14 protein-coding genes are annotated in these 19,859 nt (G+C 61.1%); 4 read left to right on the top strand and 10 right to left on the bottom strand.

Translation table 11 applies throughout. The features are described 5' to 3' along the window. Positions 1-50: 50 nt before the first annotated feature. The 7 genes from ACQK2L_RS30565 to rpsB all read right to left on the bottom strand — a co-directional run bounded on the left by ACQK2L_RS30565 (position 51) and on the right by rpsB (position 7,039). Positions 51-1,985 carry a peptidylprolyl isomerase gene (locus tag ACQK2L_RS30565; protein ID WP_425400847.1) on the bottom strand — a complete coding sequence of 645 codons (1,935 nt, stop codon included), beginning with the start codon at positions 1,983-1,985 and terminating at the stop codon, positions 51-53. A 159-nt stretch (positions 1,986-2,144) separates the two neighbouring features. Beyond that, positions 2,145-2,882, bottom strand: coding sequence for a hypothetical protein (locus ACQK2L_RS30570; RefSeq protein ID WP_425400848.1), 738 nt, complete (start codon positions 2,880-2,882; stop codon positions 2,145-2,147). 35 nt (positions 2,883-2,917) lie between these two features. After that, on the bottom strand, positions 2,918-3,655 hold the full coding sequence (locus ACQK2L_RS30575) for a hypothetical protein (RefSeq protein ID WP_425400849.1): 738 nt from the start codon (positions 3,653-3,655) through the stop codon (positions 2,918-2,920). 20 nt (positions 3,656-3,675) lie between these two features. Continuing rightward, complete coding sequence (gene frr, locus ACQK2L_RS30580) at positions 3,676-4,236, bottom strand: ribosome recycling factor (RefSeq protein ID WP_425400850.1); 561 nt, start codon at positions 4,234-4,236, stop codon at positions 3,676-3,678. Between the two features lie 237 nt (positions 4,237-4,473). Next, on the bottom strand, positions 4,474-5,196 hold the full coding sequence (gene pyrH, locus ACQK2L_RS30585) for a UMP kinase (RefSeq protein WP_425400851.1): 723 nt from the start codon (positions 5,194-5,196) through the stop codon (positions 4,474-4,476). A gap of 87 nt (positions 5,197-5,283) precedes the next feature. Then, positions 5,284-6,147 carry a translation elongation factor Ts gene (gene tsf, locus ACQK2L_RS30590; protein WP_425400852.1) on the bottom strand — a complete coding sequence of 288 codons (864 nt, stop codon included), beginning with the start codon at positions 6,145-6,147 and terminating at the stop codon, positions 5,284-5,286. 115 nt (positions 6,148-6,262) lie between these two features. Next, entirely contained in the window at positions 6,263-7,039 is a 777-nt protein-coding gene (rpsB, locus tag ACQK2L_RS30595) for a 30S ribosomal protein S2 (protein WP_425400853.1), read from the bottom strand. A 586-nt stretch (positions 7,040-7,625) separates the two neighbouring features. Here rpsB and ACQK2L_RS30600 point away from each other — a divergent pair. From ACQK2L_RS30600 to ACQK2L_RS30610, 3 genes are all read left to right on the top strand, one after another. Then, positions 7,626-9,059: a sulfatase gene (locus ACQK2L_RS30600; protein WP_425400854.1), complete on the top strand. Its 1,434-nt coding sequence runs from the start codon at positions 7,626-7,628 to the stop codon at positions 9,057-9,059. A 161-nt stretch (positions 9,060-9,220) separates the two neighbouring features. Beyond that, on the top strand, positions 9,221-11,509 hold the full coding sequence (locus tag ACQK2L_RS30605; RefSeq protein WP_425400855.1) for an acetylxylan esterase: 2,289 nt from the start codon (positions 9,221-9,223) through the stop codon (positions 11,507-11,509). A 163-nt stretch (positions 11,510-11,672) separates the two neighbouring features. Then, a complete protein-coding gene (locus tag ACQK2L_RS30610) occupies positions 11,673-12,146 on the top strand; it encodes a hypothetical protein (protein WP_425400856.1) in 474 nt (157 codons plus the stop codon). 63 nt (positions 12,147-12,209) lie between these two features. Here the strand turns inward: ACQK2L_RS30610 and ACQK2L_RS30615 are convergent, their stop codons facing one another. Continuing rightward, entirely contained in the window at positions 12,210-13,145 is a 936-nt protein-coding gene (locus tag ACQK2L_RS30615) for a DUF1559 domain-containing protein (RefSeq protein WP_425400857.1), read from the bottom strand. 360 nt (positions 13,146-13,505) lie between these two features. Next, a complete protein-coding gene (locus tag ACQK2L_RS30620; protein ID WP_425400858.1) occupies positions 13,506-14,492 on the bottom strand; it encodes a cupin-like domain-containing protein in 987 nt (328 codons plus the stop codon). A 333-nt stretch (positions 14,493-14,825) separates the two neighbouring features. Between ACQK2L_RS30620 and uvrA the strand changes: the two genes are divergently transcribed. Beyond that, a complete protein-coding gene (uvrA, locus tag ACQK2L_RS30625) occupies positions 14,826-17,621 on the top strand; it encodes an excinuclease ABC subunit UvrA (protein WP_425400859.1) in 2,796 nt (931 codons plus the stop codon). Between the two features lie 37 nt (positions 17,622-17,658). Here uvrA and ACQK2L_RS30630 read toward each other — a convergent pair whose 3' ends face one another. Beyond that, a complete protein-coding gene (locus ACQK2L_RS30630; protein ID WP_425400860.1) occupies positions 17,659-19,788 on the bottom strand; it encodes a hypothetical protein in 2,130 nt (709 codons plus the stop codon). Positions 19,789-19,859: the final 71 nt, after the last annotated feature.

Below are 19,859 nucleotides of genomic sequence, written 5' to 3' on the forward strand. Positions count from 1 at the left end.
CTCCGCCCGGAATGTCGCGGCTCGGCTCGATTGTCGAGTTGCAGCGAAGCCTAGCGTTGCTGCGCCGAGGCAGGTTGCACGGCCGTGTCGCGACGCGGCGCGGTACCCGCACGCTGCTGCTGCGGCGTGCCCTTGGGAGTCGGCGCTTGCGTGGTGCCCGCCAGGTAGTTGTCGATGCGGGCGTTGCGGTAGATCTCGTCATACCGAGTGCCCATCGCCACGCGGAGCTTCTTCTCCATGATGTCCTGCATCAGGATCTTGCGGACCGCTTCGGGCTCGATCTTCTCCGGTTGGGTTCGTTCTTCGAACTTGAGAACCACGAACTTGTCGCCGAGTTGCACAATGCGAGGCGGATCGTTCTCGGTGAGTTCGAATGCCACCTTTTCGAGCTGTGGCTGGCCGCCGTGCAGGCGGATAGGCGGCACCTCGCCACGCAGCGCTTTGCTGGTCGGCTCAATGGAGTACTCGGTCGCCAGGTCGCCGAAGTAGTCGAGCGACGGGTTGGCCCGAGCCTTCTCCCACACTTCCTGAGCGCGACGCATGTTGGCCAGCACGATTGCACGGCAACGAACCCGCACGCCATAGTTGGCTTCGTAGCTCTTCTGCATGTCTTCCTGTGTGACCTTCACCTGGCCGGCGGTCAGCTTCTTCAGCGCCGCGCTAGGCCAGACCGAGTCGCGGATATAGAGCTTGTAGCTGACGTTCTGCTCTTCGGTGGTTAGTTTGATCCACTTCTGAATGTCGGGCTGGCCTTGCTCGTCCACCACGCCAGCGAGCTTCGCCGCGTGGGCGACCTCGGCGTTCAGGTCCTGTTGAGTAACCGTCTTGCCGGCCCTCTTCAAAGCTTGCTCCAGCAGCTTATGCCCAATCTCCAGGTTGAGCACCTCCTGACCGTGACGCAGGAAGGCCTCTTTGCTTAGTTCGTCGAGCGTCACCTTGTCGCCGTTCACCAACGCTACAACGCCTGGCATCCGCTGACTAAGTTCGGCGTCATTGAATACGTTTTGCACCGTCGCGGCGTCTTGGAATTCCTTGAACTTCTCGCTGGCTGCATCGCGAAGCTTGCCATCGCGAATGCCTTCTTCCAGCTGGGTCCTTACCGAGGCAAAGCTTACAGGGCGTGCCTCATTCCGACCTTCGCACTTGAGGATCGCGAACTGGTCGCCGATGGGAATGATCTGCGAGATCTGACCCGCCGAGAGCGAAAACGCCGCCTGCTCGATGCCAGGGTCGCCGACGTGCCGGCGGATGGGCTGAATCAAGCCGCCGATCGGGGCGCTGTTCACGTCGATCGACTCACTCATCGCCACGGCGGCGAAGTCGTTGGGATTGGCCAGCAGTTGTTGATGCAGCTTTTGGGCCTTGGGACCGTTCTGCACCACGATGATTCGCACCCGCACGCTCTCGCCATACAGGCTTTCGTACTCCTTGCGTAGCTCCTCATCGGTCACCACCAGTTCCGCCGCGGCCAGCTTACGCAGGGCGATGGTCGGCCACAGGATGTCGCGTTTGTATTCCTGCTCTTTCACGCCACGCTCGTTCTGCAGCAACTCCAGGTAGTGCTGGCGGCTGAGCTTGAAGCGTTTGGCGATGCGGTCGAGCTCCTCATCAACGTCCTGCTCGGTGATCGTAATGCCCCGCTTCTTGCAGTGGTGCATGATCAATCGCTTGTTGACCATTGCCTCGAGCACGTCCTCGCCGAATCGCTCGGCACAAGCCTTCTCCAAGTCGGGGCGGCTGATGTCTTCGCCGTTGACGATGGCCATCACATCGTGCTTAGGTGGTTGGTACGGACGCGCCGTGGCCGAAGTCGGTTGGACGTTGGAATCGACCTGCGCGGTAGTTTGGGCTTCCGCTTCGCTCGCGCCCATGAACTGCCGGCACATCACGGCGATGCTCAGCACCACGCTGGCGCTGGCAATCATCCACATCCAACGGCGAGGGCTGTGGTAGGTCGGGGTTTTCTCTGCATTCCGGCGGGCCATGATGGTTTCTCCGTAAACCAATAGTAACGGCAGGCTGTGCGACGCAATTCGAGCGGTCCTTTGCTCGACGACTCGCGCGCACGTTGATTTCTGGGGGCGCGGAAAGTAGCAGCCCACCCAAGCACCAGCAAGAGGAGTTCTGCGCCAGTGCTAGCACATTCATTCATCTTCGATATAGGCACGCTCGACCAACTGGATCGAGTCATAGCTCATACTCGGGTCCATCTGCAGATCCTGCCGCTCGACGGCCCTGGATAAGTCGTAACAACTCGCAATGAGCGCTTCGATCTCGCCCTGACGCAGCTGCATCTCAACCGCTTTCTCCACCGAATCGCCCTCCCGGCGTTTCAGCTCTTCCAGTTCGGCCATCTTTTCCCGCAGTCCATCCATGGCTCTGGCACGGGTAACCCTCAAGGCATCTCGCACCTTCATTCGCTCAATTCGGTCCGATCTCACGCATACTTCCGAGTAGGCGTCGCAAACCGAATCGACGATCACGATGAGATCCGTTTCGAATTCTTGACGGCCCTCCAGCCGGACATCCAGTATGTCGCTGTCGCTGTCGAACTCGGCAGTTAGGTGATCGATTAACCACTGCTCCGGATCGTCGACGTTCTTCAAGAACGTCTTTGCGTTGCTGAGCTTGCCCAGCGCCGCGCGAATCACCATGGGGCTGATCACCATCACCCTGGCCGTCTCGCGTTTGGTGGTGATTTGGCGTTCGGTAAGCGGCGGGGCGTCGGGCGCGAGCAGGGACTCGATGTAGGTCCGTCCACTGGGAATCAAGAAGCTCGCCTTGGCAGTCACCATCTTGGGCTGCACCAACCACGCCAAAACCCCGGCCGCCAAAGCCATCAATACCAGCAGGCTGATGATCCGAAATCGAAAGAAACGCATGATCCCCCCCTTAGGCGAACGTCGTGTATCCAGCGTTACTCCTCAGACTCTATGTAGGCATCTTCAACAAGCATGACCCGCGGCTCGGCTTGCAAATCGAACTCACGCTCTTTGATTCCTTTGCTTAATTGGTCGAGCAATTCAAACTGGGTCTGCAACTGGTGCTCGCGCACTTCAGTTTCCACATAGTCCGAACTCCCTTCGCCACTATTTGTGCGGTACTTTTCAAGTTCAGCCAACTCGACCCTGATTTCTTTGAGTACTCGACCTCGTTCGGATTCCAACTTGTCGATGTCTTTGCTTAAGTGGATTCTCTCTGTTTCCTCCAGTCGGTCCGTGAATGCATCAGAGACGAGTCGCACCACGGTTTCCAACTGCTCCGCTTCAGACTCGTTGCCCTCCAGACGCAACACAAGAATATCTGAGTCGTTTTCGAACTCGGCCTCCAAGTGATCACACAACCATTCGTACGGATCGTCAACGGCCCTTAGGAACGCAACCTTTTGCATTTCGGGGTGATTTATGGCACTACGAATCACCTGGCCACCCGTCAGCCTTTCGACGAGTGTGGCGTGATAGCGACGGATCTGCAGTTCGTTCGGATAGTCCGAGTCGGTGTAGGCGTCCGCGCGAGAAAAAAGCGTTGGGCGCTTGTCGTAGACAAAGAACCTGGCTACCGCAGTAACCTTGGACGGCTGGACCGCCCAATAAACCGCGAAACCAATCACTACCAAAGCGATTGCCCCTGCGATACACAGAATCCACTTGAGCATCGAATCCCCCCTTTAAAAAATCAGTCCTCCATCACCTCCGACTCCTTGGCCTTTGCGGCGGCTTCCACTTCGCCTTCGTACTTCTTGGTGAGTTCCTGCACTTCTTCCTTCACCGAATCGCGAATGTCTTCGCCGATTTCTTTGTCTTTCGCGCCCTGGTCGAGCGCCTTGTTGGCGTCGCGGCGGACGTTGCGGATGGCGATCTTTGCATCTTCGGCCAGTTCCTTCGTGCGCGAGACCATCTTCTTCCGCACGTCGCCCGAGAGCGGGGGAATGTTCAGGCGGATCACCTTGCCGTCGTTCTGCGGAGCGAGGCCCAGGTCGCTGGCGATGATGCCCTTTTCGATGTCCTTCATTACCGAGGGATCGAACGGACGGATCACCAGTTGCTGCGGCTCCGGCGCGCTGACGCTCGCGATCTGCTTGAGCGGCGTGGGCGAACCATAGGCGTCGATCCGCAGCGAGTCGACCAAGCCGGGCGTCGCCCGACCGGTGCGAATGCCCGTCAGGTCGTTCTTCAACTTGGCCACGGCCTTTTCCATCCGCTCTTCGGCGTCCATGGTGACTTCGTCGACATCCATAACGGGCTCCTTGTGAGTATCGGGGCGTGGCGGACAGAATTCGACGCGGATGGTCGCGGATCAGTGCTGATCGACGCGGATCCGGAAAGCACTAACGCCAGACATCGTCTCATCTGGCTCTCGTACCGCCTAACCTCTTTTCAATGCTGAAGGTCAAAACTGAGTGGAAAAAGTGAACAATCCGCGAATATCCGCTTCCATCAGCGCAAATCCGCGACTGATTCATATAAGCCGCTATTAGCACCCAACGCGTGTACCCAAGGTTTCGCCGCGCACCGCACGTTCGATGTTGCCATCGGTGCGGTAGTTGAAAACCAGGATGGGCAAATTGTGTTCCATGCAATGGGCGATGGCCGTGGGGTCCATCACGCGGAGGCCCTGCTCTTGCACTTCGCTGTAGGTCAGCTCGTGATACAGCTCGGCGTCGGGGTCCTTCTCGGGGTCGGCCGTGTAGACACCATCGACGCGGGTGGCTTTCATCAGGATGTCGGCGTCCAGCTCCAAGGCCTTTTGCGCGGCGGCCGTGTCGGTCGTGACGAACGGTGCCCCCGTGCCGGCCGCGAGGATCACGATCCGCCCTTTCTCCAAGTGGCGCTTCGCGCGGCGGCGGATGAACGGCTCGGCCACGCCATCCATCTTGATGGCGCTCATCAACCGCGTCTCGCAGCCCAGCGACTCCAGCGCGTCTTGCAGCGCCAGGCCGTTGATCACGGTGGCCAACATGCCCATGTAGTGGGCGGTCGCTTCGTGGATGGTGTTGTTGCCAGCAGTGAACTGGGCGCCGCGGAGGATGTTGCCACCGCCGATCACGATGGCGATCTCCACGCCCTGCTCTTTGGCCTTGATCGTCTGTCGGGCGATGTGCACCACTTCGTTCATGCTGATGCCGCGCTCGCCAGAGGGAGCGAAGCTCTCGCCCGAGAGCTTGAGGATCAGCCGCTTGTATTTTGGTTCGGACATTGGCTCGTACTGCAAAGCGTTATGGTAATCTCACCCCCCATAAAAAAGCCCCCGCCGTTTCTTGGCGGGGGCTTCGTGTTGCTTGGCTTAGCTGGCGGCTGCCGGTTCGGCCTCGGCTGCTGAGGTCTCGCCCACTTTCCAGAGCGTGAAACTCTTGACCTTCATGCCGGCCGCTTTGGCCACCGCAGACACCGTTTGTTTGTCGTCCTTCACGAACGGTTGCTCTTCCAGCACGTGCTCGGCGTAGAAGTTGCGCATGCGGCCTTCGATCATCTTTTCGATGATGTTCTCCGGCTTGCCTTCGCTGCGGGCCCGTTCGATCTGGATCTGCTTCTCGGCATCGATCATTGCAGGATCGAGTTCGTCCTTTGTCGCCGCCTTCGGCTTCATCGCCGCGACGTGCATGCTGATGTCCTTGGCGATGTCGGCGTCGCCGCCTTCGACCTGCAGCAGTACACCGGTCTTGGCGTCGTGATGCACGTAGCCGCCACAAGGCGTGTCGATGCGCAGGATCCGCGGCAGGCGGAACACTTCGCGAATCTTGTTCACGATCTCGTCACGCACCTGCTTAAGCGACTGGCCTGGCTTGCTCGGTGAAGGTTGTTCCCACAGTTCGTCGGGCGTCGCGGCACCGGGGCCAGTTGCGAGTTGCTTGGCCAGGTCGTTCGCCAGGGCGATGACCTCTTCGTTGCCAGCCACAGGGGCCGACTCCACCTGCAACTCAATTATCGCGCAGGGGCCCTTCTCCACATCGGTGTAGATGGCGATGCGACCCTCTTCGGTGGTGCGGTCGCCGCGACCATCGATGAACTTCTCGCCCTCTTTACGCAGGGCATCCTTGGCAGCCTCCATGTCGCCGTTGGCGTCCTGCAGGGCCTTTTTGCACTTCATCATCGGAAGCTGCGTCTGCTCACGCAGTTCCTTTACCATGGCGGCAGTAATATCGGCCATTGGTCTGGTTGCCTCCTGGGTTAACTCGCACAAACGCGAGGTTTCTTGCTTCGGTGTAATAGCGGAGGCACACCTGCCTCCGTAAAATTCGATATCTCTAGGGACGCTCGCTGAATTAAGCGTCTGCAGCGGCCTTCTCGGCGGCTTCCTCTTCCGCGCTGGGCGATGCCGGAGCGTCGCTACCTTCGCGTTGCTGCTGCGAATCGATCGCGGCTTGAGCCTTACCAGCGGCCACGGCGTCGGCCAGCAGCTTGGTGATCAATTCGATCGAACGCATGCTGTCGTCGTTGCCGGGAATCGGCAGGTCGACCTTGTCGGGATCGCAGTCGGTGTCGATCAATGAAACCGTTGCAATGCCGAGAGCACCCGCTTCGCGAACTGCGTTCTTTTCCTTCTTCGGGTCGACCACCACCAGGCACTCCGGCAACCGGCTCATGGATCGCATGCCGTTCAGGTTGCGGTACATCTTGCGGTACTCGCGGTTCAGCGACGACTGCATCTTCTTCGAGTAAGCGTTGAACTCGTCGCTGTTCTTCAGCCCTTCGAGTTCTTCCAGACGCGTCATGCGATTGCGAATGGTGCGGAAGTTGGTGAGCGTGCCACCCAACCAGCGGTCGTTCACGTAAGGCATGCCGCAACGCGATGCTTCGCGCTCGATGGCCTCGGCCGCTTGCCGCTTGGTGCCGACGAACAGGATCAAACCGTTGCGGCTGGAAACCTGTTGCAGGTACTTCTTCGCCCGCAGCAGTCCGCGAATGGTCTCGCGAACATCGATAATGTGGATCAGGTTCTTGCGGGCGTAGATGTACGGCCGCATCTTGGGGTTCCAGCGGCTGGCACGGTGGCCGTAATGAACGCCGGCTTCCACCAATTCGGTAACGAGGGTCGACACGTGTTGTCTCCAAACAAAGGGCACACCGGCTAAGTCCCCGCGGCGTGACGCCCCCCACACAGAGGGGATTCGTGCTGCCAGCTGGGCGTCCGACGTTAGGTCGTTATTCGGCCAGGATTTACGTACACTCCCCACGCGGGCCGATCGTCGTGGCGAGCCCTGTAAGCTATCCGAGCGGGCGGCCAAGGTCAATTGGCGAACCACGCCTGGAGTTTTGGTCCAGTTTTGACCCACCTGGCCCAAAACCCATTGCTGTAACTCGTTACTTCCCAACACCTTGGAGTTTTGCCCCAACTGGGCGTGACGAGTTATCGAACCATTGGCCCAAAACCCTCGCCGTGCGGGATCGAGGCGAATTCGTAAGTCCTTACCAATTGGTTAGTTGCGACGGGGTGCGTTTCCAACGCTCAGGGGGTTTTGGGCCCCGGTTAACCGCAGGTGGGGCAAAACCCCTGAGGGGTTGGTGACGCGCCGGATGGCGACCCGTATTCGCCCTACTCCGCAACGCGCCCCTTCATCCCCATTAGACCAAATCCATGGGCGGTTTCTACGGCGATTTTTGGACACCGACTGCTAAACTGGCACCATGTTCTTCCAATGCATGCACCTCATCCTGCGCATCCTCGCAACCACCGTTCTACTAGCCTTCGGCGATGCCAGCCACGCCGCCGACGCCAAACCGAACGTCCTCTTTCTCATCTGCGACGACCTGAACTGCGACCTCGGCTGCTACGGCCATCGCTTGGTCCAGTCGCCGAATATCGACCGGCTGGCCAGCCGAGGTGTGCGGTTCGATCGGGCGTATTGCCAGTTCCCGCTCTGCGGGCCGAGTCGAGCGTCGTTCATGACGGGGCTCTACCCCGATCAGACGCTCGTGCGCGGCAACCGCATTCGCATTCGCGAGCATCTTCCCGACGTGGTCGCGATGCCGCAGCTGTTTCGCCGCAGCGGCTACTTCGCGACTCGCATTGGAAAAGTCTATCACTACAACGTGCCCACCCACATCGGCACCGCCGGGCATGACGATCCCGACTCGTGGGACTACACCATTAACCCACGCGGGTGCGACGTCGACGAGGGGCTTACCAGCGCGCTGGTGCGGCCGCAAGAATTGGGCGGCAAGGTAAGCTGGATTGTCTCTCAGGGATCGGCCGAAGAGCAAACCGACGGTATCGCGGCGACCGAAGCCATCGAGCAGATCAAACGCTACGCCAAGTCGAAACGTCCGTTCTTCCTGGCGGTCGGTCTGTTCCGCCCCCATACTCCCTACGCCGCGCCGGAAAGCTACTTCGACAAGTACGACGTGGAAGAAATCGAAGTGCCCGAGGTGCCCCAAGGATACCTCAAGACATTACCACGGGGTGCGCGGCGATCGGTATCGTTCACTCCCAAAAACCTTCCACCCACATCAGTCGCCCGCGAGGCAATTCGAGCTTATTACGCATCGGTGTCGCTGGCCGATACTCAAGTCGGCCGCATCCTCACCGCATTGAAGTCCAACGGCCTCGAAGAGAACACGATCGTCGTGTTCACTTCTGACCACGGTTACCACCTCGGCGAGCACGGGCACTACAAGAAGTCGACGCTGTTCGAGAATGCAGCGCGCGTGCCACTGATCATCGCCGGCCCCGGCATCTCGCCCACCGCGACCGCAGCGCCCGCCGAAATGGTCGACCTCTACCCAACGCTGGCCGAGCTGTGCGGCCTGGACCCACCCGACTTTCTGTCGGGCGTCAGCCTGCTGGCGGCCATCGACGACCCCCACGCTCGACCGCGGCAGGCTTGTCTTACCCAGAAAGGCAACGCCTACAGCATCCGCACAGCCCGCTACCGGTACACGGAGTGGGGAGGTGACCCAGCGAATGCCGAATTGTACGACCACCAGACCGATCCCGAAGAGATGATCAACCTCGCCAACCGGGACGACCACACGGAAACCGTCGCGAAGCTATCCGACTTGCTCCAAGAGCGAATCGACCTGGCCCGTACACCGCCGGTGGGGATAAAGCAGGTTCCTTAGCCAGCGAATGGGAAGTCTGCGGAAAACTCCAATACAACTTGCACCTGCAAGCAACTTCTATCGCGAAAAACAGGCCGACCGGTCGGTATACGAAGGGTAAGTATGCCAAGCTAAGTACACGCCGCGTCTCATTGAGCCCCCCGCGAAAGGTTGAATTGTCGATGTCCTCAACGACTCTATTCACGCCCGTCTTACTTGCGGCAGCCGTTTGCTGTGGGACGGCGCATGCCACGGAGAAGGCCGAGTCCAACGGCCAGCCGAGCGATGCGGTTGCGCGTTGGCTGAAGCCGCAGCACTGGATACGGGACACAACCGGGCCGATCCTCGGGCTGGGAGCCGAAGGGCAGTTCGACGACACGCATTTGCTCACCCCGTGCGTTGCGCTAGAGAACAACCGGTTCACCATGTGGTACACCGGTTCGCGGCAAGAGGGTGGGCGAATGTATCAACTGGGCATGGCGACCAGCCGCAAGGGCAAGGAATTTGAAAAGACCGGCACGAAGCCCATCTTCTCCTTCGGCGACAATCGCCACTCGATCCTCACGCCGACCTTGCTGCGCGATCCCAGTGGCAACGTGCTGCGGGAAGATGGCAAGCTGCGCATGTGGTACGCGGCGGCCGACTTCAAAGGGGCCGGGGTGCATCGGCTGCACACTTCCACCAGCACCGATGGTGTGAAGTGGTCGAAACCGTCCGCCCCGTTGGTCGAGAACCTCTACGCGCCCACCATCATCAAAGAGGGCGATGTCTACCGGATGTGGTTCATCGACGTCGGTAACTCCCCATGGGTCGTTCGCCACGCAACAAGTCCCGACGGGCTCGACTGGCAGATCGATGAGCAGGTGTGCCTCACGGTCGATCAAGACTGGGAACACAAGAACCTGTTCTACCCAACCGTTGTGAAGTGCGACGGCGTGTACTTGATGTGGTACGGCTCGTATTGGAAGAACTATGTGGAGAGCGAAACGGACACAACTGGCAAGACAAAGTGGCCGCCGAAGACGGCGCTTGGGTGCGCGGTGAGTGAAGATGGCCTAAGCTGGATCAAGAACCCTCACAACCCGGTGTTTCGGCCCGACGAGACGCGCCCGTGGGAATCGCACTACACCACCAGCCAATCGGTGATGCGACTACCCGATGGGACGTGGCGAATCTGGTACAGCAGCCGCAAGAAGCCGCCCCACGTGAACAAGTACTTCTCGATGGGCACCGCCCGCTGGGTAGGTCCGACAGTGAAGCCGGAATCCGAAGAGCGCGATGCGGCGGAAGAAACCTCCGACACGAAGCAAGCGCTCCGAGGCGAGATCACGCAGATGCTCGGCATCCCCGGACAGCGTGTGCCATTGGCGGCCAACAAGCGGGGCGAGTTGCAACACGACGGGCTGGTGATCGAAAAGTGGGTGTTCACCAGTGAACCCGGCTCGCGGATCCCCGCCCTGCTCTACCGCCCTGCGTCGCACGGGGCACCAATGCCTGCGGTCGTGCTGACCTACGGCCATGGCGGCAGCAAGTCGGCGCCGGCGTATCAGTACATCGCCCAACTTTACGCCAAGTGCGGCATGGCCGTGCTGGCCATGGACCCCCTGGGCGAGGAGGAACGCAACGCCCACGGCAAACTATACACCCGCGAGCACGACGGCGCCAAAGCGGACGCCGAAGCCTGGCGGCTGCAGCGGTCGGTGTTTGGCAAGCTGCTGTGGGACGCGATGCGCGGTGTCGACTTCCTGGAAGAGCGCACCGACATCGACAAGACCCGCATCGGCGTGGCGGGCAACTCACTTGGCGGAGCGCTCGCACTATGGATGGCAGCCTTGGAGCCGCGTCTCAGTGCATCGGTCGTGAGCGGCTGGGCCATTGACGACCGGATGATGGTATTTGGCAAGCGCTGCACCTGCGCACCCACACAGCGATTGCGGAAGATATGCACTTGGGAGGGTTTTATGGCACTGCCCGCGCCGCATTGTTCGGTGCTGATTCTCAACGGCGACGCCGACGTGATCATCGATCAGTCGAACGACGGCGGCACCTGGCGCGGCACTCGGCACTTTGCCGCGCGTTCGAATCTGGACTACCAATCGCTGGGCAGCGACCGCGGAGTATCGGTTTGGTTCGAGCCCAGCGGCGGGCATCGCCCCTACCCGGCCCACAAACACGCGCTCGCTTGGCTCGCAGAGAGCTGGCAACTTGATGGTATAGACGCAGAAAGCGTCGCCGCTCTGCCCGACGTAAATTTCGGCCACTGGGCCCACCAGTACGGATTCCGATTCGACCGGCTCTACGATACCGACCTGCACCTGCTCGGCGCCACCGTCGCCGGCATGGACATCCGCCCCTTCCAGCCGGAAGAACTGGCCTGTTTGCGCCCCGATGAGGTTGGGACTGCTGACTTTACGATCAGCGGTTGGCTCGAGCGGTGTAAGCAGAAAGCATCGACGCGGGAATCGAAGTGACTCTTGGCGCTAGAGGAGCCGCGTACTGCTTCGAAGTGTCACGCTTGGGCAAGCTATCTATCGCGCCCGCTGACGGGGGCATATATTGGAAAGCTTCTGAATACAGGCTGCTCAAGAGCGCGTTCCCGCGCAACAACAAGGACTGTCCACGGAGTTCACACACATGGAGTCACTAAACGACTTTGTGAGAGCTAACGAACGGTGGTTCGTGGGCCATCTGCCGGAGACGGACACGACTCTTGATGCTGCCGAGAACGAGTTAGGATTGAAGATACCGACATGTATTCGATGGATACTTCGCGATTACGGATACTGGCACGCAACCGGTATTGAGTCGCTGGAAGATTCCATCAAGAACACCATCGCGGGTCGAAAGCATGCAGACATGCCTCATCAATACCTAGTCTTGTACGATCATCAAGACGGTGGTGTCGTGGTGGTCGACTCGAACGTGGACGACCGGATCTTTGGACCTCCGGTATCTCACCTTGGGTGGGAGGACATACCGGAAGGGTTGGATGCCGAGCCCGAGTTTCCATCGTACCTCGCATACGTTAAAGACGTGCTTGAGGACCGGCGAGGCTTTATCGACGAATCTGACATCGATTACGACCCGACGCGATACGGCAGAGTGTAGTAACCACCAAAACGTGATGTGTAAAACCTGCGCCCCGCGACAAGCCACCGCGCGCGGCGCACTTCAATACTCCCCGATCACTTCTTCCCCGTTGCGACTCCCCAGAGCAGCAAGGGCTCGCTGGTCCATGTCGTCGATCAGGGCGTGGACCGATCCGTCGGCGTAGACGAATTGGGCGATGGCAGAGTGCCAGCTGCCGAAGGCGATCTCTATTTGCCAGCCGGAGTATTCCCGGTAGTACCAGCTATTCAGACTCACTCCGGTGCCCCCCACGAATTCCGACCACTCGTTGCCCCCGTCGATCTGTGGCGATCCGATCGACCAGTAATCCATCGTGTTGCCTTGGATGCTCAGGTCGGGGTCGGTGTGCCGTTCGCCCACCATGATGGTCTGCGACTGGCCGTCGGTAATCTGCCGGAACCGGGTATCGCTGTGGCCGTAGAAGATGCCATCGTGCTGGTAGCGGGCGTCGTCGAAACTGGGCGTGAAGGGTACCGCGGACCAGGTCGAGTCGGACGTTACTTCCGACGACGCGCAGGCACCGTAACTGGCTGGCACCCGACGAGCCACCGCTCTCGAACCGCTGCCGTCCTGCATCCACTCGGCCAGCGCCATCGATGGACAGCGAAACTGGCTGATCACCACTCCCAGCACCCGTTCGTTCGGACCGTCATCCGACCAGTTGATCGGGCCTCGGGGAGTATTGATCTGATCGTATTCGATCTCACGTTCCATAAACGGCAGGATCTCGGCCGACCACCCGAGCCCTTCATCGTTCCAACCGGCGGGAAGGTAACCTCGCGACTCATGATGCGAGTGCAAGGCGATGCCAATTTGCTTCAGGTTATTCTTGCACTGCGCGACACGGGCCGACTCGCGAGCTGCTTGAACCGCCGGTAGCAGCAGGGCGACGAGCACTCCGATGATGGCGATCACCACTAGCAACTCAACAAGCGTGAACGCGGTGCTGTGGCCGATGGTGGTTCGCTTCGATTGCATGGGAGGCGAAGTACAGATCACTCCAAGGTCGACCGAGCAGGCAACCGAACCGGGACAAATCGCCGGTTGGTAAAAGACGAGGGGCGCTAAAACCAATCTATCGATCGCGACCGACGCCCAGCAAGTCAAGTTGCGGAGTTTGCAACCATTGGCATGGGACGCTGCGTATTTAGACCTACACAATAGCCCAAGGGGCGAGGGAACCTCCGGAAGGTCCCACTCGCCCCATGGCGCCTCTTCGTATTGATGATAGTCCTCTCGCAAACTCTGCCCCCACCCTAACCCTCCCCCAAACGATTTCGCGGAGGAGCGGCTGGGTAGGCAAGTGGGCAGACGAGCGAAATCGCCCGGGGGAGGGGACTAGACTCCCGTTGCTTCCAACTCTTCGTGCGGGGCAACCACGGACGACTCGACGCCTTCCTTCATGCGGTAGCCGTGCGGGGCGTCGGGGTCGACGACGAACGTCTTGGGGTAGACGAACTGCTCTTTCTCCTTGCCGGCGAACTTGCCCGCCACGCGGAATGCCCGGGCGAGCGTCTGCTTGGTGTGGGCTGCGAATCCCTCGACGTCGATGCTCTTGCACGCGACGCCGAAGCGGGTTCGCATCAGATGGTTCGCCGTGTGAACGTTGATGCGTCGCTTGGCACGCGGGTTCTTGTGCTCGGTCGACAGCGACACGTTCAGTCCGTCCAAGTTACGCACGCGGTGAGGGGCGAGTTGCGGCCAGGTAATCAGTTGGCCGGGCTGGGCGTCGTACACCAACGCGTAGCGGTCGAAGCTTGGGTCGTACGGCACGTCTTCCGACCATTCGCCACTGCACACTTTCTCGAGCACCTCGCCCGACGCGAAACGCTTGTCGAAGTGCGGGTAGACCCACACGCGCTTAGTGCCGCGGATGTGCCACAGCATGTTCACCGGCATGTCGACGTGGTAAGGAACCCAAGCCGTGGGCGAGCTGATCAGCAGGTTGGCGGTCCGCTGCTGGGCCTGGAAGCCGGGCTTGCCCGCTTCGATCTCGTCGTACAGCTGGTTGAACACGCGGGCGTAATCGGGGTTGTTGTCCAGCATCTTGCGGCAATTGATCCACAGTTGGCCGTCGCGCACCAGTTGCACCAGTTCGCGCCCGCTGACGCCGTTGCGTTCGCCTTCGCGCCAGTCGAACACGTTGGGGTCGACGCCCATCGTGTTGATGCTCAGGTCCTCGGCCGGGTGCGTGTCGATGATGTCGGCCAAGGCGTCATCGGTGAACAGCCCGGTATCGACCAGGTTATGACGGGCGACGAGCACGCCCTCTTCCACGGTATCGAAGTCTTGTTGCGTCCAGTTGTCGAGTAGCGGCTGGGTCATCGTGGGTCCTAGCGAGTGGTACGAAGAGGGCGAAGAGGCACTTGCCGACGTGTCATTGCAACCGGCGGGCCAATGCCGCTCAGGCGGGCAAAAGGGGGCAAGAACCGCTGCAACCGGCAAGACTCGAACCCCGCACTGTGCGTTTGGGACGCACCATGTTGCGTCGCGGCAACATGCGGCCTCCGTGGTGCTGCTGGCCCGGGATCGCGAAATGGCGTGTCCGGAGGGCGGACGATCAGGCCGGGTGCCGCTGCTTTCGCTGCTGGGGGTCGTGGGTTATACTGCGGGATTCGCCCAGGCTGCATTTCGCCAAGTAGGGAGTCCCCGCCCTCCATGCCCCGCTCTGTTGATAGTCCGAACGGCCACATTCGCATTCGCGGGGCGCGAACGCACAACCTGGCCAACGTCGACGTCGACATCCCTCGCAACCAGTTGGTCGTCATCACCGGCGTGAGCGGCAGCGGCAAGAGTTCGCTGGCGTTCGATACATTGCTTGCCGAAGGACAGCGGCAGTATATCGACTCGCTGAGCGTCTACACGCGGCAGTTCTTCGATCAGATGGAGCGGCCCGACGTCGAGTCGATCGAAGGCCTGCAGCCGGCCGTGGCCGTCGACCAGAACACCGGCAGCCACAACGCCCGCAGCACCGTTGGCACCGTGACCGAAGTGTACGACCACTTGCGGGTGCTGTTCAGCCGCGCGGGCTCGCTCGCCTGTCCCGATTGCGACACGGTGATCGAGCAGCAAAGTCCCGCGGAGATCGAACAGGCGATTGCCGCGATGCCGCTCGAGTCGCGGGTGATGATCGTCTCGCCGCTGGTGCGCGGCCGGAAGGGCAAGCACACCGACATATTGGACTCGGCCCGCAAGGCGGGCTTCGCGCGGGTGCGGATCGACGGCGAAACCTATCCCATCGACGAAGTCCCCGAACTGGCCGCCCGCAAGACGCACGACATCTCGGCGGTGGTCGATCGCATCGTGATTCGCGACGGCATCGAGAAGCGCCTGGCCGAGTCGGTCCGCCTGGCGCTCAAGCATGGCGACGGCGTGATGGAGATTGTCTACCAGATTCGCGAGGATGGACAGAAGTCAGACGAGTGGCTCGAGCGGGTGTTCAGCACGCAATTCGCCTGCCCTCGTTGCGGTGCCAGCGTGGCGGAGGTCGAACCGCGCACGTTCAGCTTCAACAGCCCCTACGGCGCGTGCCCCGAGTGCAGCGGGTTGGGCATCAGCGAAGGGTTCGATCCCGAACTGGTGCTGCCCGACTTGTCGAAGTCGATCAGCGGCGGTGCGATCGCCCCCTGGCGCGGCGAGTCGAAGACCCGCGCGGAGAAGCATCGCAAGCTGTTGTCCGGCTTCGACAGCGAGACACCGCTGGAGACGTGGACCGAAAAGCGATTGCAGGAACTGCTGACCGGCGACGGCAAGAAGTTCCACGGCCTGTTGTTGGAACTCGAAATCGAATACGCCGGCGCGAAGCGGGAGAAACTCCGCGAGCAACTCGCCACGTTCCGCGGCGAAGTAACCTGCGCCGACTGTGGTGGATCGCGGCTCGGCCGCGCGGCGCGGACCAGCCGAGTCGGCGGAATGACGATCGACCAGGTGACCGCGCTCACGATCGCCGCCGCGCGGGAGTTCTTCTCCACCGCTGAGTTCGACGCCGAGCGGAAGCCGATCGCGGGGCCGCTGGTGCGCGAGATTCAGCATCGGCTCGCGTATTTGGAGAAAGCCGGCGTGGGATACCTGGCGCTCAACCGCCGGGCCGACACCTTGAGCGGCGGCGAGCTGCAACGAGTGCGGCTGGCCACGGCCATCGGCTCGGGCTTGGTGGGCGTGATGTACCTTCTGGACGAACCCTCCATCGGACTGCACCCGCGGGACAACGGCCGCTTGATCGAAACCTTGCGCGAGTTGCAACAGCAAGGCAACTCGGTGATTGTCGTGGAGCACGAAGAAGCGTTCATGCGCGCGGCCGACCATCTGATCGATTGCGGCCCCGGCGCGGGGCGGAACGGCGGGCACGTCGTCGCGACCGGCACGCCCGACGAAGTGGCCGCCTGCGAGCAATCCCTCACCGGGCGGTACCTGGCGAATCACGCGGGCAACGGATACCGCGAACCGCGCAAGCCGCGGAAGACCAAACGATTGGTGCTCGAAGGCGCCACGCTGCACAACCTGAAAGACGCCACGCTCGATATCCCGTTGGGGCTGCTCACCTGCGTGACCGGCGTGAGCGGCAGCGGCAAGAGTTCGCTGGTGATTGAGACCCTCGCCCGGCAACTCGCCCGGCAGTTGCACGGCGCCATCGCCAAGCCCGGCCCGTTCCGTTCGCTGCGTGGCACCGCGGCGCTCGATCGGGCGGTGCTGGTCGATCAATCGCCCATCGGCCGCACGCCGCGCAGCAACGCGGCGACGTACACCGGCATCTTCGACGACATCCGCAAGATTTTCGCAGGCACCAAACTTGCGCGGCAGCGCGGCTGGAAGATCGGCCGCTTTAGTTTCAATGTGAGCGGGGGGCGTTGCGAAGAATGCCAGGGGCAAGGGCTCAAGAAGATCGAGATGAACTTCCTGCCCGACCTGTTCATCGAGTGCCCAACCTGCCACAGCGCGCGGTTCAATCGCGAGACGCTCCGCGTCACGTATCGCGGCAAGTCGATCGCCGACGTACTCGACTTGTCGATCGCCGATGCGGTGGAGTTCTTCGAGAACTTTGCCAACGTCAAACGCCTGTTGCAAGCGCTGGTGGACGTGGGACTCGGCTACCTGCCGCTGGGGCAACCCAGCACCACGCTATCGGGCGGCGAGGCGCAGCGGATCAAGCTGGCCACCGAACTTGGCCGCCCGGCCAACGGGCATACGCTCTACATTCTGGACGAACCCACCACGGGGCTGCACCCACACAATGTCGAGCAGTTGCTCTCGGTGCTGCATCAACTGGTCGACGCGGGTAACACGGTGGTGGTGATCGAACACCAGACGTCGGTCATGCGATCGGCCGATTGGCTGGTCGACCTGGGCCCCGAAGGCGGGTCCGATGGCGGCCATGTGGTGTACGCCGGCCCGCCGGCCGGCATCGCCGATTGCCAGGATAGCCATACCGGTAGCTGGCTGCGCGAACACCTGTAACGCGCCGAAGTGAATTGGAAGCTGCAGCAGCGGCCTACTAGAATTCGAATCCGCCGCCTCGGTCGCCACCACGCCCACCACCGCGGCCTTCTCGACCACCGCCCGGGAAGAAGCCGCCGCCGGTACCTGGCTCGGTCTCCGCGAATACTGCGCGATGGATGGCAACTTCCATTTCGTCGTCCAATTCGTCACGCAGGTACATGCGGCCCGACGAGTCCATCATCAAGGCGTGGGTCGGTTCGGGCTTATCGCGTGTGAAGCCATCATTCGTTCGGCCTCCGGCCAGATCGAGAACCATCACCCCGGTGTCGATGGTAAAGTCGTCCACAGCTTCGATGAACCGGCCCTGTTCGACCAGCATTTCGACTTTGCCTTGGTAGTTCATCACCGAGCCGCGGGTCACGGTTTCCAGTTCCTTGTAAACCTGCATGGCGTTTTGCCGTTCGTCCAGCCCGAACGATTCGACCAGCATCGTGGCGGTCGGCTCGCTATAGGCGCCGCCCCGAGGCTGATTCGACTCGGCCACGCGGATGATACCGGCTTGCGGAACCACCACAGTGGGACTTGGCTCGCTCCAATCGCTCGTGACATCGGGTCGGCTGCGATCGCGGGCGATGACCTCCGCATCCAGTATGGTGGTCGGCTTCTTGTAGTTCGGATCCTGGAGAATCAGCTTCACGCGGTACTTGTAGCGTTTGCCAGGTTGGACCGTCAGGTCGAAGAAGCGAAGCATGAGGAACGGAACGTCGACGACCAAATTGCCGTTTTCGTCGACGCGAGTCGCTCCGCCGCCACCCATGCCGCCACGCATCCCACCTCGCATGCCGCCGCCAAACTCCCCTTCGCCACCTCGTCCCATCGGCGAGCGCGGACGCATGCCACCACGCATTCCGGGGCCCATGCCGCCACGACCGCCAGGACGTCGTCCACCGCGCCCGAATTCGCCATCCATCACGCCGCCGCCTCTACCGGGGCGACCTACCGCGTCGGTGAAGTCGAGGCCATCACCTGCTTCTTCTTCGGGCGGGGCGTCCGATCCTTCTTCCGTGAAACCCTCCTCTAGCATTTCTTCCATCTCCGACGCCAACGGCACTTCGGACATGTAGGCCATCTCATCCCAGTTGCGTCCCACCAGCGGCGCCAGCGGCACGGTGAGCGACGGGTCGTCGTAGCGGGGATCGTGAAGCTCTTCCATACCTTGCGGCCAGTTGTAGGTCATCTTATCGATGAACTCCAAACCGGGGGCATTGGTGATCGCGGGCAGCGTTCGTCGGTTGTCGCCTTCGACACGGTAGTGGCCATTCGGGAAGTTGAGCCGCTTCCAATCGAGCTTGTCGCTGCCTTCGGTCACAATCGCCCGTTCGACCATGTAGCCAAGGTACTGCGGGAAGTCCAAGCTTGGATCGTAGCCCTTGGCGCTCTCCAGGGCAGCCTTGTACTCCTGCAGTTGCTCGGGCAGCGGCACTTTGGCCATGACTACCGCACATGAGGCTCGGCGAATTCGCTCTTCACCAGACAATTCGACACCGGCACGCGGCAGCGACACGGCCACCGGTCGGCGGTTCTCGTTTTCACCCATGAGGCCACCATTTTCGAAACCCATGTCGAAGCCGCCACGACCGCGCCCGCGCCCACGAGCGCCGTCTTCGCCTTCGCGAGCTCGTCGTTCGGCTTCGCGCTCTTGCTCCAGTCGTCTCTCTTCATCTTCCCTGGCGTACTTCAGTGCAAGTTCCTTGACCCGTTCTGGGTCGATAAGGGCAATCAGCCCTGTCACCGCGTGGACTTCGAAGTCGGCGACCGGCAGCACCTTGGGGTCGGTCCGCAGCATGCTGGGCGGCACGACCGGCCGGTCCATAGCGCTCAATGTGTACGGATCGGAAGGCACCTCCAGCGAAGCCGACTTCACTGGCTTGAATTCGCGAATCGACTCCTTGGCGAGTTCTTCCTTCGCGGCGTCTTCCCACGTGTACTGCTGAAGGGCCTGATCGACGTTGTCGGCCGAAGACTTTAGCAGCCGAGGCTGATGCTTATCGGGGAGCGATTCATGGCTTATCGTGGCTTTCACAAGCCACACGGCTGCCAACACCACCAGCAGCATCACGAGCTTTTCGCCGTGCTTGAGAGCCAGGTCCTTGATGGCCGCCAGTCCCTTGCCTTTGCCTTTCATCGCGAATCTCCTCGGAGGTTTCCGATTGTTGGATGTTTGATCGGTTCTTGTTTTGTGCCTGAACGGCTGGT

The organism is Aeoliella sp. (genome assembly GCF_965227375.1).
In the GTDB taxonomy this organism is placed as follows: Bacteria; Planctomycetota; Planctomycetia; order Pirellulales; family Lacipirellulaceae; genus Aeoliella.